Genomic DNA, 24,014 nt, shown 5'->3' on the forward strand with positions numbered 1-24,014 from the left:
CACGGCCCCTTCCTCAGTCGGTCAACGAACGCACCACAGCGTCGGCGAGCAGCCGGCCACGCCGGGTCAGCACGGCCCGCCCGCGCACCGCAGCGACACCCTCGAGCAGGCCGTCGGCCACCAGACCCGCCACCGCGTGCCGGCCCGCAGCGGAGAGCTCGTCGAGCGCCAGCCCGCCGCTCATCCGGACACCGAGCAGCACACGCTCCAGCGCGACCTCGTCCGCCCCGAGGACCTCGCGCCCCGCCGCGGGCGTGCGCCCGTCGGCCAGCGCCTCGGCGTACGGGCGCGGGTGCTTGACGTTCCACCACCGGACCGAGGCGTCCGGACCGCCGACGTGCGAGTGCGCGCCCGGCCCCACGCCCCACCAGTCGGCGCCTCGCCAGTACGCCTCGTTGTGCCGGCACGCCGCACCCGGGCGGGCCCAGTTGCTGACCTCGTACCAGTCGAGCCCCGCTGCGGTCAGCAGGTCGTCGGCGAGCTCGTACTTCGCGGCCTGGTCGTCCGGGTCGGGCGCCGCGAGCACCCCGCGCCGCACCAGGGCACCCATCCGGGTGCCCTCCTCGATCACGAGCGCGTAGGCGGAGACGTGGTCCACACCGGTCTCGAGCGCGGCCTCGACGCTGGTCCGCCAGTCGTCCACCGACTCACCGGGGGTGCCGTAGATCAGGTCCAGCGACACGGCGAGCCCGGCGTCGCGCGCCCAGCGGACCACCTCGGGCACACGGGCCGGGTCGTGCGTGCGGTCGAGCACACCGAGCACGTGCGTGACCGCGGACTGCATGCCGAACGAGACCCGCGTGAACCCGGCCTCGGCGAGCGCCTCGAGATCGGCCGCGCCGACCGAGTCGGGGTTCGCCTCGGTCGTGACCTCCGCGTCCGGCTCGACGCCCAGCTCGTCGCGCACCGCGCCGAGCAGCACGGCGAGGCCGCCCGGCGGCAGGAGGGTCGGCGTGCCACCGCCGAAGAAGACCGAGGTCACCGGCCGAGCGCGGCCGACAGCACCGAGCACCCCGGCTGCGAGCGCCACCTCGCGCGCCGCGGTCTGCGCGTAGCGGGCCTGGTCGCCGCCGCCGCCGAGCTCCGCTGCGGTGTAGGTGGTGAAGTCGCAGTACCCGCACCGCACCCGGCAGAACGGGACGTGCAGGTACAGCCCGAGCCCGGCCGCCGCCGGCGGGACGTCGGCCAGCCACGGCGGCAGGGCGCCGTCGGACGGGACGGGCTCGCCGTCGGGCAGTCGCGCCACTACCGCCCGTCCCGGGCGGCGGCGCTCTCGAGCGGCCTGCGCAGGTAGTCGGCGAGGTCGAAGCCGTCGTCGGCGAGCACCGCGGACGCCGGACCGGGGCCGAGCCCGGCGAACACCTCGGCGACCGTCACGCCGTGACCCGGCCGGCTCACGCGGGTCACGTCGTCGCCGGCGGCGAGCGTCCCCCCGCGCCGCACGCGCAGGTACACGCCGGGCCGCCCACGCTCGGTGTACCGCCGGACCCAGCCGTCCTGGCCCAGCCACCGCGCGAACGTGGCGCACGGCGTGCGCGGACCGGTCACCTCGACCTCGACCTCCGCGCCGATCAGCCACCGCTCGCCGATCACGGCGTCGTCGACGGCCAGCCCGGACATCCTCAGGTTCTCCCCGAAGAGTCCCGGCGGGACGTCACGGCCGAGCTCCGCGCTCCAGTACTCGCCCTCGGCGTCGTCGACGACGTACAGCGCCTTGTCGTGACCGCCGTGGTGCTTGCGGTCCGCCTGCACGTCCCCGCGCAGGCCGTACGGGCCGACGCGCACCGGCCGGGTCACCGGTCGCTTGTCGATCGCCGTGACCCCGAAGATGCCGTCATCCGCGTGCAGCGCTTGGACCGCGCAGACCGCGGTCACCGTCCCGACGACACTCGGCTCCATGGTCACTTCTTCGCCTGCTCCTTGCCCGAGTCGGTGGACAGCGCCGCGATGAAGGCCTCCTGCGGCACGTCGACCCGCCCGATGGTCTTCATCCGCTTCTTGCCCTCCTTCTGCTTCTCGAGCAGCTTGCGCTTGCGCGTGATGTCACCGCCGTAGCACTTGGCGAGCACGTCCTTGCGCAGTGCGCGCACGGTCTCGCGGGCGATCACCCGCGACCCGACCGCGGCCTGGATCGGCACCTCGAACTGCTGGCGAGGAATCAGCTCCTTGAGCTTGGCGGCCATCATCACGCCGTACCCGTACGCCTTGTCCTTGTGCACGATCGCGCTGAACGCGTCGACCTGCTCGCCCTGCAGCAGGATGTCGACCTTCACCAGGTCGGACACCTGGTCACCGGCCTGCTCGTAGTCCAGCGAGGCGTAGCCCTTGGTCTTCGACTTTAGCTGGTCGAAGAAGTCGAAGACGATCTCCGCGAGCGGCAGCGTGTAGCGCATCTCGACCCGCTCCGGCGAGAGGTAGTCCATCCCGAGCAGCTCGCCACGCCGGGTCTGGCACAGCTCCATGATCGCGCCGATGTACTCGCTCGGCGCGAGGATCGTCGCGCGGACCACGGGCTCGCGGACCTCGTGGATCTTGCCGCCGGGGAACTCGCTCGGGTTGGTGACCGTGATCACCGACCGGTCCTCCATGGTCACCGTGTAGACCACGTTCGGTGCGGTCGAGATCAGGTCGAGGTCGAACTCGCGCTCGAGGCGTTCCCGCACGATCTCCAGGTGCAGCAGGCCCAGGAAGCCGACCCGGAACCCGAAGCCCAGCGCGACCGACGTCTCGGGCTCGTAGGCGAGCGCCGCGTCGTTGAGCTTGAGCTTGTCGAGCGCGTCGCGCAGGTCCGGGTAGTCCGACCCGTCGATGGGGTACAGCCCGGAGAACACCATGGGCTTGGGGTCGTGATACTCCGCGAGCGCGTGCGGCGCGGGCCGCGACTGGTTGGTCACCGTGTCGCCGACCTTGGAGTGCCGCACGTCCTTCACCCCGGTGATGAGGTAACCGACCTCGCCGACCCCGAGGCCCTTGGTTGGCACCGGCTCGGGTGAGATGACCCCGATCTCGAGGAGCTCGTGGGTCGCCCGCGTCGACATCATCAGGATCCGCTCGCGCGGCGACAGGTGCCCGTCCACGACCCGCACGTAGGTCACCACGCCGCGGTACGTGTCGTACACCGAGTCGAAGATCATCGCGCGCGCCGCGGAGTCCGCGTCGCCCACCGGGGCGGGCACCTCGTGCACGATCCGGTCCAGGAGCTCGGTGACGCCCTCGCCGGTCTTGCCGGACACGCGCAGGACGTCGCCCGGGTCGCCGCCCACCAGACCGGCGATCTCCTCCGCGTAGCGCTCGGGCTGCGCGGCCGGCAGGTCGATCTTGTTCAGCACCGGGATGATGTGCAGGTCCTGCTCCATGGCGAGGTACAGGTTCGCCAGGGTCTGCGCCTCGATGCCCTGCGCGGCGTCCACCAGCAGCACGGCGCCCTCGCAGGCGGCGAGCGAGCGCGAGACCTCGTAGGTGAAGTCCACGTGGCCCGGGGTGTCGATCATGTTGAGCGCGAACGCCCGCTGTGCCCCGTCGACCTCGGCGACCCAGGGCATCCGCACGGCCTGGGACTTGATCGTGATGCCCCGCTCGCGCTCGATCTCCATCCGGTCCAGGTACTGCGCGCGCATCGCACGCTCGTCGACGACGCCGGTGAGCTGGAGCATGCGGTCGGCCAGGGTCGACTTGCCGTGGTCGATGTGCGCGATGATGCAGAAGTTGCGCAGGAGGTCCGGCGAGGTCGCCGCGGGGGCGATGCTCGCGGCCTGCGCAGGGGTCGGGATCGGGGACACCGTGCTCCTGGTCGGATCGGTCTGCTCGTCGGTCTGCCCGTCGGCGCGCCGGTCGGGCTCCGCCCGCGACGGAACGCACGGCGGGCGTCCCATATGGTCCCACGACCCGGCAGCATCAGCCGCACGGCCGGTCGCTCGGCCGGCCGCGAACCTGCCGCACAGCCGGCTCGAGGCCGGCGAGCATCGGCCGCACGCGTGTCCTCGGCGCCTGCCAGGATGTCGCGGTGAGCCTTGATCACCTCGACCGCCTCGCCGCGGCCCAGTCCGCCTTCGCCGACCTGCTCGCTGCCGCCGACCCCGAGGCGCCGGTGGTCTCGTGCGACCCGTGGCGGGTCGCGGACCTCGCGCTGCACCTCGGCGGCGTGCACTGGTGGGCGTCCGCGATGAGCCTCGGCGTCGACCTCGACCCGCACGAGCCGCCCGGTCCGCGCGACACGCCCACGCTGCTGGCGTTCTACACCTGGTCCGCCGCGCACCTGCGCGAGACCCTCGCGGCGCGGCCCACCGACGCGCCGGCGCTCACCCTCGACGGCCCGGGCACGGCGGGTTTCTGGCGTCGGCGCCAGCTGCACGAGACGCTCGTCCACCTCGCCGACCTGGCGCTGGCGACCGGCACCGACCTGCGTGCGATCGACGACCGGTACGGCCTCACGGCATCGGACTGGACGGACACCGTCGCCGAGCTCCTCGACACCATGACCCCGCGCCAGGTCCGCCTCGGCCGGATCGAGCCACCGGCCGACACCGCAGAGCTCGTCACGGAGGACGCCGACGTCCTGCGACTCGGTGACGGCGAACCGGTCGTCCGGGTCGTGGGTCCCGCGCGGAGCCTCGCGCTGCTGCTCTGGCACCGGACGGGCCCGGACGACGCCTCGCTCGCGGTCTCCGGGGACCGGGCGGCACTGGACCGTCTCCTGGCGCTCCGCCTGACGCCCTGAGGCGCCCCGCGGTCAGGCCCGCGGGGCGCCCGGCGGTCCCGTCGGAGCGACCGGGCGCTCAGGCCTCGCGGGTGATCCGGACCTGGACGTCCATCGCCTGCGTGCCGCCCCCCGCGAAGATGCCCCGCACCGGAGGCACGTCCGAGTACTCGCGGCCCCGTCCGACGACCACGTGGTGCTCGCCGACGTCGATGTCGTTGGTCGGGTCGTGGCCCACCCAGTGGCCGACCCACCACTCGACCCACGCGTGCGACTCACCCACGACGGTGCGCCCGACCTCACCTTCGCCGGCCGGGTGCAGGTAGCCCGACACGTAGCGGGCCGGGATCCCGATGCTGCGCAGCGCACCGACGCTGAGGTGTGCCATGTCCTGGCACACCCCCTTCCGCTCGGTCCAGGCGTGGGCCGCGGTCGAGTGGACGGCGGTGACGCCGGGGACGTACTCCATGCCCCCGTGCACGGCCGCGCAGATGGCACGCGCGACGTCGTCGGGGGTGGAGTCCGGCCGGCCGGCCGACTCGCGCGCCAGCTCCGCGAGCTCGTCCGGCACCTCGGTGGTCGGGGACAGCTCGAGGAACTCGGCCATCGCGTCGACCGCCATGTCCGACCGCACGACGTCCCAGCCGAGCGGGGCCGGCAGGGCGGGCTGGCGGACCTCCACCCGCGACACCGCGGAGAGGGTCAGCGACCGGTGGGGCGTGCCGCACTCGAACGCCGTGGTGGCGGTGTTCCAGTAGTCGAGGAAGTCGTGCCGCCATGTGCTCGGGTCGATCTCCAGCGTCGCGGACAGCACCGTCTGGCGGGGTTCGGAGCGCGGCAGCATCCGGACCTCGTTGTAGGACGCGCCGACCAGCCCGTCGTAGCCGAAGGTCGTCGTGTGCACCACGTGGAGCCGACTCACAGCACACCTCCGGCCCAGTGGGTCAGCGCGCCGGACGGGAAGTAGCGCTCCCGGATCAAGGAGCTCGCAGTGGCACAGGCGCGCTGCACGGTGAGCATCACCTCGGGCAGGTTGTCCATCAGGTCGGGCAGCACGCCGTACTCCAGGATCGTGCGGGCATGACCCAGCGTGCGGCGCACGTCGTCCAGCGGGGCCTGCGCGGCGGCCGGGTCCAGCGCGTCGAGGCAGGCCTGCGCCTGACCCAGCGCGTGCACGACCGAACGCGGGAACAGCCGGTCGCTGAGCAGGAACTCGGCGGCGCTCTCGTCGGAACCGATCGAGCGGTACCGGCGCAGGTAGGCCTCGTGCGCGCCGCACGAGCGCAGCAGCGTGCTCCAGTCCGGCCCGGTCGAGCCCGCGAGCGCGCGGGTCGCCAGCAGCCGTGCGGTCATGTCGGCCCGTTCGAGCGAACGCCCCAGGATCAGGAAGTTCCACGAGTCGTCCCGGGACAGCGACCCCGCGGCGACCCCGGTGACGAGCGCCGAGCGTTCGATCGCCCACGCGAAGAAGGCGTGCGGCCGGCGGGTACGGACCTGCCCGGGAAGCTGGTTCCAGGTCGCGTTGATCGACTCCCAGAGCTCGGTCGAGATGACCTCCCGGGCCCGGCGGGCGTTCTCCCGGGCCGCCACCCAGGCGCCCGCGATGGCCGACGGCGTGCTCTGGTCCCACGCGAGAGCGCCGAGCACCTGGTCGCGGCCCACCATGACCTCGGGGTCCGGTGTGCCACGGTCCATCACGAGCAGCAGCGTGCGGCAGACCAGGTCCTCCTCGGCCCACGGGTCCTCGAGGAGCATCTGGACGTGGACGTCGAGCATGCGCGCCGTGTCGTCGGCGCGCTCGACGTAGCGGCCGATCCAGAACAGGGACTCCGCGATCCGGCTCAGCATGGGCCGGCTCCCCGCGCGCACCGAGCCTGCTGCTGTTGCTGCTGTTGCTGCTGGGTCCCTGCCTCGTCGAGCGGGCTCGACGACACGGGCACCGACTCTCCGCTGATCGTCCGGCGCACCGGCGCGATCGCCGAGGTGTTCGGGGCGCGCCGGGCGCGCCCGAGCACCCAGGTGTCCTTCGACCCGCCGCCCTGCGAGCTGTTCACGACCAGCTGCCCCTCCGGCAGCGCGACCCGGGTCAGCCCACCGGGCAGCACGTAGACCTGGTCGCCGTCGTTGACCGCGAACGGGCGCAGGTCGACGTGTCGCGGGCGCAACCCGTCGTCGACGAGCGTGGGCACCGTCGACAGCTGGATCACCGGCTGCGCGATCCAGCCGCGCGGGTCCGCCCGGAGCCGGTCGCGCAGTGTCGCGAGCTCGCTGCGGCTCGCGCGTGGGCCGATCACGATGCCCTTGCCGCCGGAGCCGTCGACGGGCTTGACCACGAGCTCCTCGAGCCGGTCGAGCACCTCGGTGAGCGCCTCGGGCTCCTCGAGCCGCCAGGTGTCCACGCTCGCCAGGAGCGGTTCCTCACCGAGGTAGTAGCGGATCAGGTCGGGCACGTAGGAGTAGACGAGCTTGTCGTCGGCCACCCCGTTGCCGACCGCGTTGGCGATCGTCACCGCACCGTTGCGCGCGCACGCGATCACGCCCGGGCTGCCGAGCAGCGAGTCCTCACGGAAGACGACCGGGTCGAGGAAGTCGTCGTCCACCCGGCGATAGATCACGTCCACCCGGCGCCGGCCGTCGGTGGTGCGCATCCAGACCCGGCCACCCGAGCAGAACAGGTCGCGGCCCTCGACGAGCTCGACACCCATCGTGCGGGCGAGCAGCGAGTGCTCGAAGTACGCCGAGTTGTAGACGCCCGGGGTGAGCACCACGACCGTCGGGTCGTCGACCCCGGCCGGCGCGGCCGCGCGGAGCGCACCGAGCAGCCGCCGCGGGTAGTCCGCGACCGGCCGGATCCGCAGGGCGGCGAACAGCTCGGGGAACACCTGGGCCATGGCCCGACGGTTCGACAGGACGTAGCTCACGCCGCTGGGGACCCGGACGTTGTCCTCGAGCACCCGGAAGGTCCCGTCGGCGTCCCGGATCAGGTCGATGCCGGCGACGTGGATGCGCACACCGTTCGGCGGGTTGATGCCCTGCGCGGCCCGATGGAAGTGCGTCGAGGACGTCACCAGCCGACGGGGAATGACGCCGTCGGACACGGCTCGCTGAGCGCCGTACACGTCGTCGAGGAACGCCTCGAGCGCCCGGACCCGCTGAGCGACCCCCGGCGCGACCCCGTCCCACTCCGCCTCGGTCAGGACGCGCGGCGCGACGTCGATCGGGAAGGGCCGCTCCTCGCCCCCGATGTCGAACGTCACCCCCTGGGTGAGGTACGACCGCGCGAGGGTCTCGGCACGAGCCCGGAGCTCCTGCTCGGACATCTCCGCGAGCGCTTCCTGGACGTGCCGGTACGACGGACGCACGGCACCCGCGTCGTCGATCACTTCGTCCCACGCCTGCCCGCGTGGGTAGCCGGTGAACAGGTCGCTCATGACCGCACCGTAGCGACCGGGTGCTACGCGCGCGTTTCGAACGGGCACCCGGCGGTCGCGCCCGGTCCGAGCACCGCCGGCGCCCTGGCGCCACCACCTGCCCCGTTCCGCAGACCGAGTCCCGGCGGCTGGGACCGGTTCGGGCGACCCGTCGGAGCCCGCTAGCGTGACCGCATGGCGAGGGCGACGGTCGGGCGGCTGCTGGGCTCGGCACTGCGCGCGGTGGCGCGCGGCACGCGGGACGGCATCCGCGCGGCAGGCCGCGCCGGCCGTACCGGGGCGGGCCGTGCGCGGCCGGCCGACACCAGGCGGCCGGGCAGCGCCTACCCGGGGGACTTCGCCGGCGTCGTGACGCCGAGGTACGCACCGGACCTGGACGGGGCACCGGACCCCGGCGAGATCGTCTGGACCTGGGTGCCCTACGAGGAGGATCACAGCCAGGGCAAGGACCGCCCGGTCCTGCTGGTCGGGCACGACGGGCCGTGGCTGCTCGGACTCATGCTGTCCAGCCGGGACCACGACACCAGACCGGGCCCGAACGGTCAGGCCTGGCTCGACATCGGCACCGGCAGCTGGGACGCACGGCGCCGGCCGAGCGAGGTGCGCCTGGACCGCGTGATCAGGATCGATCCGCAGTCGGTTCGGCGCGAGGGCGCGGTGCTGGACCGCACGAGGTTCGACGCCGTGGTCGGTTCGCTGGGCGGGCCACGCGCCTGATATCATCGTCGACCGCGTGTCCGCCCAGGTCGGCGGGCACAGGCTCGGAACCTCTCCGCGGGTGTCCCCACGCCCCAGTCCCGGTCCCGAGCTCGCCCTCTACGACCTGTCAGATCGCTTCGGCGAACACAAAGAGAGTCAAACGTGGCCAACATCAAGTCCCAGATCAAGCGGATCCGCACCAACGAGGCGGCCCGCCTGCGCAACAAGGCAGTCAAGTCCGAGCTCAAGACGCACGTGCGCCGGGTGCGCGAGGCCGTCGCCGCCGGCGACAAGGAGGCGGCCGACGCTGCGCTCCGCAGCGCGTCGACGAAGCTCGACAAGGCGGTCAGCAAGGGCGTCATCCACGCCAACCAGGCTGCCAACCGCAAGTCGAGCCTGGCCAAGCAGGTCGCCGCACTCTGAGCGACGCACCCTGACTACGACAGAGGGCGCCTCCCCCGACGGGAGGCGCCCTCTCTCGTTCGCGACGTGACCGCCCCGACTCCCCCAGCAAGCCGGGAGGGCTGGGCCGCAGTGTTCGCGGCCGTCAGCTCTCGTTCGGCTCGCTGAACCCGACTGTGAGCGGATGCCGCGTGGTCATCGAGAAAGTCGTCGGCCGGATGCCTGCTTCGTCCAGGCCTGTCGCATACGCGCGGGCCGCAGCGGCCTGGTCGCCCATCGTGACGAGGCGGTCGCCGAGGGAGCGCCACACCGACGCCGACTGACGACCGGCCGAGAGCATGGCGAGCCGGTCGGCCGCCCAGCGGTACTCGTCGAGGGCTTCGTCGAGCCGACCCGTCGCGGCCAGCGCGTCGCCGAGCACGATGTGGGCGTCACAGGCGTCGAAGTCGCCGCTGTCGCCGATGCGCTCGAGGCTCGCCCGGGTCAGCTCCTCGGCGCGAGCGGCGTCACCGAGCAGCAGGTGGGCCCGGCCCGTCTCGAAGAGGCAACGCCCGATCTCGAGCTCGGTCCCGACGTTCGCGAGGCCTTCCATGGCAAGGCCCAGCTGCTCGAGCGCCGCGACGGGCTCCGGCGGGTTCGACCGCAGCAGGAGCCAGCCGTAGTGCAGCCGCAGCCGCGGCACGTCACGGTTCGGGGTCTCCTCGCTCAGGTAGGCGATCGCCCGCTCGGTGAGCCGTCGGGCCTCGGCGTACTCACCGCGGCCCTCGGCGACGAGCGAGGCGTTCCAGTAGACGCTGCCCCGGCCACGCCGGGTGCCGTCCCGCTCCGCGAGCTCGATCAGCCCCGAGGCACGGTGCGCCGCGAACAGCAGGTCGCCACGCTGGTAGTACGACCAGAGGATCGACGACGCGAGGCGCAGGTGCTCGTCGGTCGCCGAGAGGCCGGCCTCGTCGAGCTCGGTCAGCACTTCCTCACCGAGCTCGATCGAGTGGCTCAGGTCACCGGCCTCGACGTAGATGCCGCACAGCAGCGCGGCGACCACGGCGGCCTGCAGCCACCGTGCGTGCTCACGCGCCTCCGCCAGCAGCGGCTCGAGGACCGCGACGGCAGCGTCGAGGTCGCCCAGTGCCTCGTGCGCGTGGGCCAGGGCGAGGAGCGCCTCGGCCTGGTGCCGTGGCGCGATCGAGCTGAGGTCGAGCGCGAGCAGACGGTTGCGAGCCTCCGCCGCTTCTCCGTTCGCCAACGCGATGCGCGCGTAGCCGAGCTCGAGGCGCGCACGCTCCTCGCTCGGCGCCTTGTCGCCGTAGCGCAGGTAGTCGGCCGTGGTACCGAGCCGTTCCGCAAGGACGGCGAGCGCCTTGTCGGTCGGCGTACGCCGCCCGGCCTCGATCAGGGAGACGTACGACGGCGAGAAGTCGTCGCCCGCGAGGGCTGTCTGGGACAGCCCAGCACGCACGCGCTCGGCGCGAAGGCGATCGGAGAGTTCAGTCACAACTCATCACCATACCCATGACTTACCGGTATTGACAGAACGTGCACAGACCTGGGACCACGCGACAACGGACGAATCGGACGCGCATCCCCCGTTCGGCCCAACGAGCTCGCGACGGCGCGGGCCGAAGCGCGACCGCGGAGGGACGCGGTCGCGCCACCGCACTGCCGACGCCCCGCGAGGGTCGTCGGCAGCCGACGACCCTCGGGAGCCGGGGCGAGCCCGGCGGGCGCGTTGTCACATCCGGCAGCAGCCGGTGCTCGCCGGCGCGACGGCGTCGCCGGTGAGCGGAAGACCGATGATGGCGAGCGAAGCAGAGACGAGGGCGATCGCAGCAGCCTTGACGATGCGGGTCATTGTAATACTCCTCGGATCGGGCTTGTCATGACCACTATGACAGAGCCGATCATCTCTGACCACCCCCATTCCCGTGGCGAATCGGGACGAATCGCCCCAAATCGCACCAACCGCGACTGTGAGATGTGTCACATCGGACCGTTTGACTCGTCATCCGATCGGATGAGTCACAAGGGCTATGACTCCTGGGACTCCGACCGATTGCCGAGCGGCTCAGCCCTGGGCCGCCTGCGAGACCCGGAGCACCGCGCGCTCGACCGCGAACACCGGGTCGCGCCCCGCGCCCTTGACCTCGGCGTCCGCCTGGGCGACAGCGGTGATCGCCGCCGCGAGCGTCTCCGGGCGCCAGCCGACGAGCTCGCGGCGCGCCCGGTCGAGCTGCCAGGGGGCCATGCCGAGATCCTGGGCGGTCAGGCCGCGCCCACGGGCCGCAGCCACCTTGGCCAAGGTGCGCAGTCGTGCGGCGAGTGCGGCGACCAGGGGCACCGGGTCGGTGCCCGTGGCGAGAGCGTGGCGGAGCATCGCCACCGCCTCCCCCGCGTTGCCCTCGACGGCAGCATCGGCCACCCGGAACCCGGTGGCCTCGACACGTCCGCCGTAGTAGCGGCCGACGACGTCCGCCGAGATCAGACCCGTGGTGTCCGCAAGCAGCTGCTGGCAGGCCGCGGCCAGCTCACGCAGGTCCGCGCCGCACGCCTCGACGAGGGCGTGCACCGCAGCGGGCTCCGCACGCCGGCGACCGCGGGAGAGCTCTGCCGAGACGAACGCCACCTTGTCCGCGTCGCGCTTGACCGGGGCGCAGACGACCTGCGTCGCACCGGCCGCCCGTACGGCGTCGAGCACGGGCTTGCCGCGGTTGCCGCCGGCATGGACCAGCAGGAGCACCGCGTCGGCCTCCGGCGCCTCGAGATAGGCGCGCACATCGGCGAAGGCGGCGTCGGTACCGGACTCGAGGCCGGCCAGGACGACGACCCTGGCCTCGCCGAAGAGCGACGGGCTGGTCGCGACCGCCAGCTGCCCCGACTCGTAACCCGCGGCCTCGAGACGGGTCACCTCGACCTCGGGATCGGCCTCGCGGGCCAGAGCGATCACGCGATCGACGGCCCGCTCGCCGAGCAGACCCTCCGGACCCGAGACGAGCACCACGGGAGCTGGTGTCACCTGGTCCCAGGTGATGGTCGGTGCCGGCACGGGGACAGCCTGCCACGGACCGCCGTCACGCCGCCCCGTGGCGCGACGCCCGCGCGGTCGCCGGGACCAGCAGCACCCGCCCCGCCAGCCACGCCGCGGCGAGCAGCGCCGCGAGACCGAGCGCTCCGAGAGCGCCCTCACGCCACGGGGTCGCCGCGCCGGGCAGTCCGGCGGTCGCCCGCGCGACGGTCCCGAGCCACGCCGCCGGGTACGCCGCGACGCGGGCGACCATCACGGCGCCGCCGGACCAGACCGGCTCAAGGACCGTCGCGGTGAGCCCGAGAAGGGTCGCCGGGACCACGGCCGGTGCCGCGACCACGTTCGCCGGGACGGCCCACGGCGAGACGACCGGGTCCACGAGGACCAGCACGGGCGCCACCGCGCTCTGCGCCGCGAGCGGCACGGTGAGCACCGCGAGCGCCCCCACCGACGGCCTCGTGCGAAGCTGCGGCGGCCACCGCTCGTGCACGGCGCGGGCGCTCGGACCGGCGAGGAGGACGATGGCCACGGTGGCCAGCACCGAGAGCTGAAAGCCCAGGGAGCCCGCCGCCCACGGGTCGGCCACCAGGAGGCCGACCACGGCGACGCCCAGCGCCGGTAGCGGCCAGGACGGCCGTCCGAGCGCCAGCGCGAGAGCGCCGACGCCACCCATGACGGCCGCCCGGAGCACGCTCGCGCCCGGCCCGACGAGGAGCGCGAAGGAGATCACGGCGGCGCCTGCGAGGACCGCCCGCAGCCACCGCGGCGCGCGCGCCGCGCCGGCCAGCGCCATCACCGCGAGCAGCACGATCGCGACATGCTGACCGGACACCGCCACCAGGTGGCTCAGACCCGCGACCCGCATGGCCTGGGTGAGCTCGGGGGTCACGCGGGAGACGTCGCCGATCGCGACGCCGGGCACGAGCGCGGCCGCGTCACCATCGAGCGACGCCGTCGCGGTGCGCAGCCCGGAGCGCAGCCGGGCCACGGCACCGAGCGCGGCACCCGGCGCGGCGAGCACCTCGAACGCACCGGTCGCGAGCACCGCGGGCCGCCGTCCGTCGAGCGGTGCGAGCCGTCCGAGGACGCTGACCCGAGCGCCGAGCGGGACGTCCAGCCACGCGGCGTCCCCCGTGACGAGGACCTCGGCCGCGGCGCGTCCCGTGCGCCCCCGAGCGGCGACCTGGTCGACCAGGACCACGGCACTGACCCGTTCGCGGTCCCACGCCACCGGGGCGGGAGCCGCCTCGCCGACGACGACGCCCTCCACGACCGCGGTGGCCCGCTGCTCGGCGGCCTCCAGCAGGGGCCCGTCGGCACGGGCCTCGAGGTGCGCGGCGCAGGACACCAGGACGGCCGTCACCGCCGCCACGGCCACCAGCGTGGCCCCCGCGACATCCCTGACCGGTGCGGGCCTACGGTGGCGCGGACGCGGCCGACGGCTCCGCCGGAGCTCGTCCCGGGAACCGGCAGCGCGCCGAGCACCGCGACCGACGCCGCCCGCCGACGGGCGACGTGCGCAGACCACGACGAGCGCCAGGGCGATCATCCCGAGGACGACGATCACCGCGAGCAGAGCCGGTGTCGGCCCGGCCGCGCCCTGAGCGTGAACCCCGAGCCCTGCCGCGCACCAGGAGCCGACGGCGGCGGGCAGCAGCCGCAGGTCGACGGGACGCTCAGACACGGACCAGCTCACGGAGCCCGGACAGCAGCGACGGGCCGATGCCACTGACCTCGGCGAGCTCGTCGACGGTGCTGAACCTGCCGTGCTCGTCACGCCAGGCGACGATCCGCGCCGCGAGGACCGGGCCGATCCCAGGCAGCGCGTCGAGCTCCTCGGCGGTCGCCGAGTTGAGGTCGAGTGTCGACGGCCCGACGTCGTCGGCGGTCTGCGGCCCCGGCACGACGATCTGCTCACCGTCGCTCAGCACGCGGGCGAGGTTCACCGCGGCGAGGTCGGCCTCCTCGGTCGGGCCCCCGGCGGCATCGATCGCGTCCGTGACCCGCGCACCCGTCGCCAGCCGGACGACTCCGGGCTCGCGCACCTCGCCCACCACGTGCACCACGAGCTCGCTGCCGGCGTCAGCAGCGGGATCTGCCGGGCCGCCGCCCGCCGCGGCCGACGAGCTCGACGAGGCGAGTGACACGACGACGGGTTGCCCGGCCGGGCGGAGCTGCCACCACAGGACCAACGCGGCGACCGCGAGCAGCGCGGCGGCCGCGCCGGCGGCCCTCGGACGCACGGACCACCGCAGCGAGCGACGACGCCTGGCGGCGGGCACCGAGGACCGCCGTGCCGCCGCCGCCAGCGCCTCCTGGGTGCGCAGCCGTGCGCCGGTCAGGAGCTCCGGCTCGCCCACGGGGTCCGCCCCGGTACCGTCGCGCACCGCGAGGGACGCGAGCCGGTCCGTCGCCTCGGGTGTCACGCCGCGACGCTAGGCGCGCGGGCACCGAGCGACCCGTCCGCCCGCACCCGCTGTGCACGGTTCCGCGGGTGGCGGCCTTGTGGACGTCCCGTACGCCGCGGGAGCGCTCAGACGACGATGTTCACCAGACCGGGCGGCCGGGCGATCACCCGCCGGGCCGGCTTGCCGTCCATCGCGCGCTGGGCACCGGCGCTGGCCAGCGCGAGGGCCACCAGCTCGTCCTCGGCGATCCCCGGCGCCACCTCGATCCGGTCGCGGACCTTGCCCTGCACCTGCACGACGCAGGTCACGGTCTCCTCGACCAGGTACGCGGGGTCGGCCACCGGGTACGACTCGTACGCGAGGCTCTGCTCGTGCCCCAGGCGCGACCACAGCTCCTCGGCGATGTGCGGCGCGAACGGTGCCGCGAGCAGCACCGCGGTCGCCGCGACCGACCGCGGGACCTCGGCGAGCCCGGTCAGGTGGTTGTTGAGCACGATGAGGCGCGCGATCGCGGTGTTGAACCGCATGCCGTCCATCTCGGTGCGCACCTCGTCGATCGCGCGGTGCAGCGCCCGGAGCGTCTCCTGGTCCGGCTCGACGTCGACGACGGTCACCTCGCCGGTCGTCTCGTCCACGACGTTGCGCCACAGCCGCTGCAGGAACCGCTGCGACCCGACCACGGCACGCGTGTCCCACGGCCGTGACAGGTCCAGCGGGCCCATCGACATCTCGTAGAGCCGGAAGGTGTCCGCGCCGTAGGCGGCGTACATCTCGTCCGGGGTCACCATGTTCTTCAGCGACTTGCCGATCTTGCCGTACTCCTGCGTGACCGGTTGCCCCTGCCAGGTGAAGCCGGTCGACGCCTCGGCGTCCTCGACCACCTCGGCGGCCGGGACCGGCTGCCCGCGGTCGTCGCGGTACGCGAACGCCTGGATGTAGCCCTGGTTGAACAACGTGCGGAACGGCTCCACGGCGGAGACGCGTCCCAGGTCGTAGAGCACCTTGTGCCAGAACCTCGAGTACAGCAGGTGGAGCACCGCGTGCTCGACACCGCCGACGTACAGGTCCACGCCGCCCGAGACGCCCGCGAGGTCGTCGTGGCCGGCGCCCATCCAGTACCGCTCCAGCTCCGGGTCGACGACCACGTCGCGCCGGCCCGGGTCCAGGTAGTTCAGGTAGTACCAGCACGAGCCGGCCCAGTTGGGCATCGTGTTCGTGTCGCGCCGGTAGGTCTTCGGGCCGTCGCCCAGGTCCAGCGTGACGTTGACCCACTCCTCGTTGCGCCCGAGCGGCGGCTCCGGCTCGGAGTGCACGTCGTCCGCCTCATAGGTGCGCGGCGAGTAGTCCGGGACCTCCGGCAGCTCGACCGGGAGCAGCTCGTCCGGCAGCGCGATCGGCAGGTCGTGCTCGTCGTACACCACCGGGAACGGCTCGCCCCAGTAGCGCTGCCGGCTGAACAGCCAGTCCCGCAGCCGGTAGGTGACGGTCCCCCGGCCGATGCCGTGCTCCTCGAGCCACGCGATGATCGTCCGCTTCGCCTCGGTCACCGCCAGGCCGTCCAGCGACAGGTCGTCGTGCGACGAGCTCATCGCGACTCCGTCGCCGGTGTACGCCTCGACCTCGATGTCGCCGGGTCCGTCGATCACCCGGACGACGGGGAGCTCGAAGTCCCGCGCGAAGTCCCAGTCGCGCTGGTCGTGGGCCGGGACCGCCATGATCGCGCCGGTCCCGTAGCCCATCAGCACGTAGTCCGCGGTGAACACCGGGATCAGCTCGTGGTTCGTCGGGTTGATCGCCACGTGCCCGGTGAAGACACCGGTCTTGCGACCGGCGTCGGCCTGGCGCTCGACGGCGGACTTCGCGGCGGTCTGGGCGCGGTACGCGGCGACGGCCGCCAGCGGCGAGTCGTGTCCGCCGGTCCATGCCCCGTGCGTCCCGTCCGGCCACTGCGCGGGCACCTCGTCGAGCAGCGGGTGCTCGGGCGCGACGACCATGAACGTGGCGCCGAACAGCGTGTCGGGCCGGGTCGTGAAGACCGTGACCTCGTCACCGCCGATGATCTCGAAGCGCACCTCGGCGCCCTCGGACCGGCCGATCCAGTTGCGCTGCATCAGGCGCACCTTCTCGGGCCAGTCGATCAGGTCCAGGTCGTCCGCGAGCCGGTCGGCGTACGCCGTGATCCGCATCTGCCACTGCCGCAGGTTCCGCTTGAACACCGGGAAGTTCCCGCGCTCGGAGCGGCCGTCGACGGTGACCTCCTCGTTGGCCAGCACCGTGCCCAGGCCGGGGCACCAGTTGACCGGGGTCTCCGACACGTAGGCCAGGCGGTGGGCGTCCAGCACCCGACGACGCCCGACCGAGTCCAGCTCGGCCCAGGAGGTCGCCGGCGCATCCGCCGGCAGCGACCGGGTGCCCGCCTCGTACTGCTCGACCAGCTCACCGATCCGGCGGGCCCGGCCGCGACCGCCGTCCGGCCGCACCGCGTCCTCGTCGTACCAGGAGTCGAAGATCTGCAGGAAGATCCACTGGGTCCAGCGGACGTAGTCCGCGTCGATCGTCGCGAACGAGCGCCGCGGGTCGTGCGCCAGGCCGAGCCGACGAAGCTGGCGGCGCATGATCTCGATGTTCGCCTCGGTCGTCACCCGCGGGTGCTGACCGGTCTGCACCGCGTACTGCTCGGCCGGCAGGCCGAAGGCGTCGTAGCCCAGCGCGTGCAGCACGTTGTCGCCGCACATCCGGCGGTACCGACCCACGACGTCGGTGCCGATGTAGCCCAGCGGGTGACCGACGTGCAGGCCCGCGCCCGAGGGGTACGGGAACATGTCCATGAGGAAGAAGGAACGCTTCGCCGGGTCGGCGTTCGCGCCGTTCCCATCGGTCAGCGGGCCGCTCGGGTTCGGCGTGTGGAACGTCCCGAGCTCGTCCCACCGGTCCTGCCAGCGCAGCTCGATCTGCTCGGCCAGGGCTGCGGTGTAGCGGAACGGAACCTCGTTGCCGCCCTCGGCGGCGGCGTCGGAGGCTGGCTCGGGAGACGTCGGCGTAGGCACCCGCACAGGCTACCCGCGCACGCCGGGCACCCGCGCCGACCCTCCCTCGCGCGGACGCCCGGCCGTTCCGGCCGGCCCGACTCCATGATCGGTCCGCGGGCGCCGCACTACTCTCGGCGCATGAGCCCCGAGGACCCCGCCGTCGCACTCGCCCAGGCCGAGGCCGAGGCCGCAGCCGCGCGCGCCGCAGCCGCCCAGGCAGCGGCCGAGGCCGCGGAGGCGAAGCTCAACGCCCTTCGGGTCGCCGCCGCGGCCGGCGCGGCCACCGACGGGTCCGGCGACGTCGCCGATGCCCCGGCCGCACCCCCCACGCCCGCGGACGCCGCCGCCCCCGACCCCGTGAGCGACGCGCCGGCCGCACCCGCCACGGAGGTCTCCGGGTGGGCCCGCGAGGTGGCCGAGGCCTACACCTTCGACCACACGCTCCCGCTCGGCGCACTGGTCGAGGACGGCACTGCGTCCCCCACGGCCCAGGTCGGCCTCCCGCTGGGCATGATGAACCGGCACGGACTCATCGCAGGCGCCACCGGAACCGGCAAGACCAAGACCCTCCAGGGCATGGCCGAAGGCCTGTCCGCCACCGGTGTGCCGGTGTTCGTCGCGGACGTCAAGGGCGACCTCTCCGGCCTGGCCGTGCCCGGCACCGACTCCCCCAAGCTCGCGGCGCGCTGCACGAGCATCGGGCAGTCGTGGCGTGCCACCGCGTTCCCGGTGGAGTTCTACACGCTCGGCGGCCTGGGCACCGGCACCCCGATCCGGACCACCGTGACCGACTTCGGCCCGCTGCTGCTGTCGAAGGTGCTCGGCCTGAACGACACCCAGGAGTCCAGCCTCGGACTGATCTTCCACTGGGCGGACCAGCAGGGGCTCGCGCTGCTCGACCTCAAGGACCTCCAGGCGGTGATCGCCTACCTCGTGTCCGACGACGGCAAGGCGGAGCTCAAGGGCATCGGCGGCCTGTCGGCGGCGACCGCCGGGGTGATCCTGCGCGAGATCGTCGGGCTCCAGGCCCAGGGCGCGGACGTGTTCTTCGGCGAACCTGCCTTCGAGACCGCCGACCTGCTGCGCACCGCGGCCGACGGCCGAGGTGTCATCTCCGCGCTGGAGCTGCCGAGCGTGCAGGACCGCCCGGCGCTCTTCTCGACGTTCCTCATGTGGCTGCTCGCCGACCTCTTCTCCGAGCTTCCGGAGGTCGGTGACGTCGACAAGCCCCGGCTGGTGTTCTTCTTCGACGAGGCGCACCTGCTGTTCACCGACGCGAGCAAGGACTTCCTGACCCAGGTCACCCAGACCGTGCGGCTCATCCGGTCCAAGGGCGTCGGCGTCTTCTTCGTCACCCAGACCCCGAAGGACGTCCCCGAGGACGTGCTCGCCCAGCTCGGCAACCGCGTCCAGCACGCCCTGCGCGCCTACACCCCGGACGACGCCAAGGCCCTGCGTGCCACCGCCCGGACGTTCCCGAACACCGACTACGACCTCGAGGAGCTCCTGACCACCCTCGGCACCGGCGAGGCGGTCGTGACCGTCCTGTCCGAGAAGGGTGCGCCGACGCCGGTCGCCTGGACCCGGCTGCGGGCGCCGCAGTCCTCGATGGACCCGATGGACCATGCCGCGATGAACGCCCAGGTCGCCGCGTCACCGTTGCGGCCGCGGTACGCGACCGCCGTGGACCGGGAGTCCGCGTACGAGCTGCTCACGGCGCGCGCCGCGCGGGTCGAGGCCGACGCGAAGGCCGCGGCCGCCGCCGAGCAGGCCCGCAAGGAGGCCGAAGCCGCCGCCAAGGCCGCCGAGAAGGAGGCGGCCGCCCGGGCCAAGGAGCTCGAACGGATCGAGCGCGAGATGCGCAAGGGCTCGACGACGCGCACGACGCGGTCCTCACGCACGTCGGACCCGCTGGACTCGTTCCTGCGCTCCGCGGGCACGCAGCTCGGCCGCGAGATCACGCGGACGATCTTCGGGACCCGTCGGCGCTGACGGGACTTCGGCGCGCGGTCCTCTTGTCTGCGCTGCGTCGGCGGAGGTGCCTTGCGTACGCGGTGCGTTGCGTCAGCGGTGCGTTGCGTCAGCAGTGCGTTGCGTCGGCGGAGGTGCGTTGCGTCAGCGCGACAGCAGCAGGAGCGTCTCGACCGAGCCTTCCGGGTCGACCGTCACGAAGCCGAGCGACGGCGCGGGCAGGCCGAGGTCGGACAGCGCGACCGGGATGGTGCCCGCGACCTCCAGACCGTCGGCCGTGCGCTGCACGCTCAGCGCAGCCGTGACGTCCACGGTCGACTCGCCGATCGTCAGGCGCCCCGGCACGGACAGCTCGACCGGGCCCGGCTCGGTGCCGACGGCCGACACGTCGACCGGTGCCCCGAGCTCGAAGTACGCGTCGGGGTGCTCCGACGTGTTGATCGCCCGCCGGAAGTACAGGTCCCGCGCGGACTGGTCGGTGGCGATCGACGCGGTGTCCACCGTGATGTCCGCCGCCGAGAGCATCCCGTCGGCGATGGTCACCGTGCCGGTCACCTGGTCGGTGCGGCCGACGACCTCGACCTCCGCACCGTTGAGCACCTCACCGATCCGGTACCCCGCCTGCGACCCCTCGGCGACCTGCCAGGTCCCGTTCGGGTCGATCGGGGCGTCCGGGTCGAACGTCTGCTCCGGGGTGGGCGTGGACAGCTCGAGCGGCTCGGCAGGTTCACCGGTGGTCATCCGCGCGTACAGCCAGGGCCCACCGGTGACCGCCAGGACGGCGAGCAGGAGCCCGACGATCGTGGTGATCAGCCAGCGCCGCCGGTGCTCGGGTGGGATCTGGTAGTGGTGCGGGTGACGCTGCTCGCGTCCGTGCCGCATCCCTTCCACGACCTCACCTCCTCGTCCTCGGCGCCGGAGAAAGGGTAGCCCGCACTCCGTGGTGCCCCGGCCCTCGACCGGGCTCCCGAACCCCGGTGGCGCGCGTCGCGTGACGAACGTCACCGCGGCCGGATCAGACCGGCGCGTCCAGCGGCGGCATGACCACGGGCGAGGACGGCCAGCGCAGGGCAGGGCCGACGACCGCCTCGCCCGACGGGAACACCTGGATCAGCCGGTAGTCCCGGATCCGGTGCGTCTCGGCGTCGAACCTGAGGATCGTCATCTCGGCGGTGCCGACCAACGGACCGACGGTCGGCTCGTACAGCCGCGCTCCGGCGGTCGACGAGGAGATGTAGCGCACCCCCTCACCGAACGGGAACGGCCCCTGCCGGCTGTGCAGGTGACCGGAGACCTGCGCGGGCACGCAGCCGCGTTCGAGCGCGTCGGTCCCGACCACCGGCGTGTGGATCAGCAGCAGGTCCACGTCGCCGTCCTCGCACGCCACGTCCGCGAGCCGGGCGCTCTCGTCCGCGGCACTCTCCTCACCGACGGGGTGCGTTCCCTCGCCGATCCGCGTCTCGTTCGGGTCGCTGTCCCCCAGGATCCGTAGCCCCTCGACCTCGACGACCTGACCGGACAGCACCACGGCGCCGGCGGCGGCCTCCTGCTGCGAGGTCAGCGCGCTGTCGTGGTTGCCGTCGGCGACGACGTACCCGACGCCGTCGGGCACGGCCTGGGCGAAGCTCTGCACGCAGTACGACTCGACGGCGGTGCCGTCGATCGTGGAGTCACCCGCGTTCAGCACGAGGTCCAGCTCGGCGAGCTCCGCCACCCGGGTGATCACTCGCGCCATGCCGACGTTGCAGTGCAGGTCGCTGATCACGAGCGCGTCGATCGTGTCCGCGGTCGGCGCGTGCGGCCCGTTCAGCAGGACGTCGGCCTCGTCCCGCAGGCTCTGGTCGGCCCACGCAAGGCTCACCGCGTCGGCCGCGTTGGTGTAGAACTGCTCGTTCTCGCGATATAGGTCCAGCGCGTACCCGCCGTAGGTGTCGATCAGGCCGGCCAGCCGGCCCGTGATCCGGGCACCTTCGAGCGGTGTGCCGTCGAAGACCGCCGAGGCGTGCCGTTCACCGACGGCGACGCTCGCTCGTCGCTCGCTCGCAGACACGGTGCCCACCACCAGGAGCGCGGCGGCGGTCCCGGCCGCGATCACCCCCTGGTGTGCCCGGGCCGACCCGGCCAGCTCGTGGCGCCGTACCGGGCCGAGCAGGCGGCGCAGGAGGTACCACGCGCCCACCAGCACGACCATGGCGGTGAGCGTGCGCCGCAGCGCGTCGAGCAGCAGCGCGCGGGCCGCCGCCTCGAGCGTCACCTGCGGCGAGCCGAAGAACTGCAGGTACTTCTGCAGGTCGCCCGAGATCGCTGCGATCGTCGCGGACTGGTCGAGGGCACTCAGCTCGGCGGGGATCTCCTCGACGGTCACCCGCGCGCCCAGCACGAACGGCAACGGCGAGTCGATCACGAGCGTGCCGAGCGGTCCCAGGTCGATCGTGACCTCGTGGTCGACCGTCATCTGGTAGCGAGCGAGGTGCGGACCGAGCGTCCCGGGCGCCTCGGCGGTGGTCACGCCGAAGGTCACCGACGCGACCACCAGGAGCACGACGGCGAGAAGGCGGACGACGACGCGGCGCGGCCTGGCCTGCCGCACCTCGGGAACCGGCGCCGAGGGCGCGCCGTCGTGGTCGTCGTGCATCGCCCCTCCAGCCTCATGCATCGGGACGCCGACGGCCACACACGAGGGACAGGAGTTACGCCGTCAGTGAAGCCGGGCCGCCCCGGCCGGGTCGCGGACCGGACGGGTCACGCGCTTCGGCGCCCGGCCGCGCTCTCCTCGATCGCCTCCAGCCCTTCGAGCGCCCGGGCGAGCAGCACGTCGTCCGCGTCGCTCAGCGGGTCGGCGAAGGCGGGAGCGCCGATCACCACGAACTGGCCGTCGGCCTCGCCGTCCTGTCGCACGGCGACCAACCCGCACGCACAGCTCCACTCGTCCCCGTCGGCGTCGTCGGCGAAGAACACGTGGCGGTGCGGCAAGCTCATGCCCCGACGGTAGGCGTGCGTCCGGACCGGACACACCAGGACACGCCGGGCGGCCGTGAGGACCTCACGAGGCCCAACGACCCTGGCGTCCCCGGACCTCCAGGCGTAGGCCTGAAGGTGCACCACAAAGAGGAGCCGTGGGATCCCCGCGGACCTTCCCGGGGGCGGATCGGCTCCGATCGTGTCCTGGGGAGGACGGCATGAGGACGTCACTGTGGCGAGGGGTGGGGGTGCTCGCGGGCGCAACGCTGGTGCTCGCGGCAACCATGACGGGCGCAGGTGCGGCCCAAGGAGACAACGGCCCGCCGTCGGGGTCGGGCCGCGGTGGCGATGATGCCTCCGCGGCCAACAGCCTCTCGGTCCCGACGGTCATGGTCGACGGCGGGTTCGCCGACGTGAGCTGCCCGGACGCAGCACCCGGTGCCCTGGAGACACCGACCGGCGAGCCGTCCACCGGCTACCTCATCGACCCCACCGCGTACTTCTACGTGCAGGGGCTCAACCGCTGGCAGGCGCAGTGCTACACGGCGCCGACCGCGACGGCGGACGCAGCCTGGGGCGACAACCTCACGGGCGCCGCAGCGCTGACGGTCAACAGCCCGATCCGCGTCGAGCTGGGCCTACTCAACTCCGACGGTGAGGCACCGTCGATGACCGGCTACACGGTGGACAAGCTGAGCCCCAGCGCACTCGACCGCGAGTCGGACTACGGGACCCTTGCGACGGGATCCGTCGAGGACGGGTTCTCGGCGACGCCGACCACGTTCGCGGCCACCGAGCAGCGGGTCTACGACGGCGGCGTGACGTTCAGTGTCCGGAACGACACGACCGGTGCCTTCGTGGTGCACGAAGGCACCGCGGCGACCGCCGAGATCAACGCCACCGGCAAGGTCGTGTACGGCTACAACCTGCGGGTCACGAGCGCCGGCTCGTACACGATCACGTTCGTGATCCCCACGGTGACCGTCACGGGGACCGACGCGGGGACCTTCCTCGCGCACTCGGTCGCCCTGCAGATCACCGTCACCGGCGGACATGGCGGCGGCGGTGGCGGCGGCCACGGGCCGGTGCGCTGACCCACCTCCATGGGGCGCCGCCGCGCCCCACGGGTGACGCCGCTCAGGTGAGCGCGACATCTCACAGGCGCAAACCCGCCCGAACGACGAAGGACCCGGCACCTCAGCGGTGTCGGGTCCGTTCACATGCCCTTCGAGTCCTGGCCCCGCCCGAGGCGGGCAGTCCTCAGGACCTCTCGGTGGAGCTGAGGGGACTCGAACCCCTGACCCCCTGCATGCCATGCAGGTGCGCTACCAGCTGCGCCACAGCCCCGTTCCGCCCCGGAGGGCGGCGGCCAGTCTAGGCCACGCGTGGCCCTCAGGG

At 73.1% G+C, this 24,014-nt stretch carries 19 protein-coding genes and 1 tRNA gene; 5 read left to right on the forward strand and 15 right to left on the reverse strand.

The features are described 5' to 3' along the window. Positions 1–13 precede the first annotated feature (13 nt). From hemW to lepA, 3 genes are read right to left on the reverse strand one after another with little or no spacing between them, the layout of a single operon-like run. Complete coding sequence (hemW, locus tag OEB99_RS06435) at positions 14–1,246, reverse strand: radical SAM family heme chaperone HemW (protein WP_263509117.1); 1,233 nt, start codon at positions 1,244–1,246, stop codon at positions 14–16. Continuing rightward, positions 1,246–1,899 (reverse strand): MOSC domain-containing protein, encoded by a 654-nt coding sequence (locus tag OEB99_RS06440; protein ID WP_263509119.1) that lies wholly within the window; start codon positions 1,897–1,899, stop codon positions 1,246–1,248. Before OEB99_RS06440 ends, hemW begins: the two co-directional genes overlap by 1 nt. 2 nt (positions 1,900–1,901) lie before the next feature. Further along, a complete protein-coding gene (gene lepA / locus OEB99_RS06445; RefSeq protein WP_318011392.1) occupies positions 1,902–3,779 on the reverse strand; it encodes a translation elongation factor 4 in 1,878 nt (625 codons plus the stop codon). 224 nt (positions 3,780–4,003) lie between these two features. Between lepA and OEB99_RS06450 the strand changes: the two genes are divergently transcribed. Further along, complete coding sequence (locus OEB99_RS06450) at positions 4,004–4,717, forward strand: maleylpyruvate isomerase family mycothiol-dependent enzyme (protein WP_263509120.1); 714 nt, start codon at positions 4,004–4,006, stop codon at positions 4,715–4,717. Between the two features lie 58 nt (positions 4,718–4,775). Here OEB99_RS06450 and OEB99_RS06455 read toward each other — a convergent pair whose 3' ends face one another. From OEB99_RS06455 to OEB99_RS06465, 3 genes are read right to left on the reverse strand one after another with little or no spacing between them, the layout of a single operon-like run. After that, positions 4,776–5,618 carry a transglutaminase family protein gene (locus OEB99_RS06455; protein ID WP_263509122.1) on the reverse strand — a complete coding sequence of 281 codons (843 nt, stop codon included), beginning with the start codon at positions 5,616–5,618 and terminating at the stop codon, positions 4,776–4,778. Further along, positions 5,615–6,544, reverse strand: coding sequence for an alpha-E domain-containing protein (locus OEB99_RS06460; protein ID WP_263509123.1), 930 nt, complete (start codon positions 6,542–6,544; stop codon positions 5,615–5,617). The genes OEB99_RS06455 and OEB99_RS06460 overlap by 4 nt, the downstream gene beginning before the upstream one ends. After that, complete coding sequence (locus OEB99_RS06465) at positions 6,538–8,127, reverse strand: circularly permuted type 2 ATP-grasp protein (RefSeq protein WP_263509124.1); 1,590 nt, start codon at positions 8,125–8,127, stop codon at positions 6,538–6,540. Before OEB99_RS06465 ends, OEB99_RS06460 begins: the two co-directional genes overlap by 7 nt. A gap of 174 nt (positions 8,128–8,301) precedes the next feature. Here OEB99_RS06465 and OEB99_RS06470 point away from each other — a divergent pair, with 174 nt between their 5' ends. After that, positions 8,302–8,844, forward strand: a complete 543-nt coding sequence (locus OEB99_RS06470) for a type II toxin-antitoxin system PemK/MazF family toxin (protein WP_263509125.1) — start codon at positions 8,302–8,304, stop codon at positions 8,842–8,844. A gap of 144 nt (positions 8,845–8,988) precedes the next feature. Further along, complete coding sequence (rpsT, locus tag OEB99_RS06475) at positions 8,989–9,249, forward strand: 30S ribosomal protein S20 (protein ID WP_263509127.1); 261 nt, start codon at positions 8,989–8,991, stop codon at positions 9,247–9,249. Positions 9,250–9,373: 124 nt separating this feature from the next. Here rpsT and OEB99_RS06480 read toward each other — a convergent pair whose 3' ends face one another. From OEB99_RS06480 to leuS, 5 genes are all read right to left on the reverse strand, one after another. Continuing rightward, on the reverse strand, positions 9,374–10,720 hold the full coding sequence (locus OEB99_RS06480; protein ID WP_263509129.1) for a helix-turn-helix domain-containing protein: 1,347 nt from the start codon (positions 10,718–10,720) through the stop codon (positions 9,374–9,376). A gap of 570 nt (positions 10,721–11,290) precedes the next feature. Then, positions 11,291–12,268, reverse strand: coding sequence for a DNA polymerase III subunit delta (holA, locus tag OEB99_RS06485; protein ID WP_263509131.1), 978 nt, complete (start codon positions 12,266–12,268; stop codon positions 11,291–11,293). A 25-nt stretch (positions 12,269–12,293) separates the two neighbouring features. Further along, a complete protein-coding gene (locus OEB99_RS06490) occupies positions 12,294–13,931 on the reverse strand; it encodes a ComEC/Rec2 family competence protein (RefSeq protein WP_263509133.1) in 1,638 nt (545 codons plus the stop codon). Then, a complete protein-coding gene (locus OEB99_RS06495; protein ID WP_263509134.1) occupies positions 13,924–14,673 on the reverse strand; it encodes a ComEA family DNA-binding protein in 750 nt (249 codons plus the stop codon). Before OEB99_RS06495 ends, OEB99_RS06490 begins: the two co-directional genes overlap by 8 nt. 107 nt (positions 14,674–14,780) lie before the next feature. After that, on the reverse strand, positions 14,781–17,702 hold the full coding sequence (gene leuS, locus OEB99_RS06500; RefSeq protein ID WP_263509136.1) for a leucine--tRNA ligase: 2,922 nt from the start codon (positions 17,700–17,702) through the stop codon (positions 14,781–14,783). A gap of 120 nt (positions 17,703–17,822) precedes the next feature. Between leuS and OEB99_RS06505 the strand changes: the two genes are divergently transcribed. After that, positions 17,823–19,676, forward strand: coding sequence for a helicase HerA-like domain-containing protein (locus OEB99_RS06505; protein ID WP_263509137.1), 1,854 nt, complete (start codon positions 17,823–17,825; stop codon positions 19,674–19,676). 123 nt (positions 19,677–19,799) lie between these two features. On the opposite strand, the gene OEB99_RS06510 is transcribed toward OEB99_RS06505, so the two are convergent. The 3 genes from OEB99_RS06510 to OEB99_RS06520 all read right to left on the reverse strand — a co-directional run bounded on the left by OEB99_RS06510 (position 19,800) and on the right by OEB99_RS06520 (position 22,634). Beyond that, positions 19,800–20,537 (reverse strand): YceI family protein, encoded by a 738-nt coding sequence (locus tag OEB99_RS06510; protein WP_263509435.1) that lies wholly within the window; start codon positions 20,535–20,537, stop codon positions 19,800–19,802. A gap of 133 nt (positions 20,538–20,670) precedes the next feature. Then, positions 20,671–22,290, reverse strand: a complete 1,620-nt coding sequence (locus OEB99_RS06515) for a metallophosphoesterase family protein (RefSeq protein WP_263509138.1) — start codon at positions 22,288–22,290, stop codon at positions 20,671–20,673. Between the two features lie 107 nt (positions 22,291–22,397). Then, entirely contained in the window at positions 22,398–22,634 is a 237-nt protein-coding gene (locus OEB99_RS06520) for a hypothetical protein (protein ID WP_263509139.1), read from the reverse strand. 200 nt (positions 22,635–22,834) lie between these two features. Here OEB99_RS06520 and OEB99_RS06525 point away from each other — a divergent pair, with 200 nt between their 5' ends. After that, a complete protein-coding gene (locus tag OEB99_RS06525; RefSeq protein WP_263509140.1) occupies positions 22,835–23,710 on the forward strand; it encodes a hypothetical protein in 876 nt (291 codons plus the stop codon). 180 nt (positions 23,711–23,890) lie between these two features. Here OEB99_RS06525 and OEB99_RS06530 read toward each other — a convergent pair. Continuing rightward, positions 23,891–23,963: transfer RNA gene (locus OEB99_RS06530), tRNA-Ala, on the reverse strand. Positions 23,964–24,014 lie beyond the last annotated feature (51 nt).

The sequence above is a fragment of the Actinotalea endophytica genome, from assembly GCF_025717005.1.
Lineage (GTDB): Bacteria > Actinomycetota > Actinomycetes > Actinomycetales > Cellulomonadaceae > Actinotalea.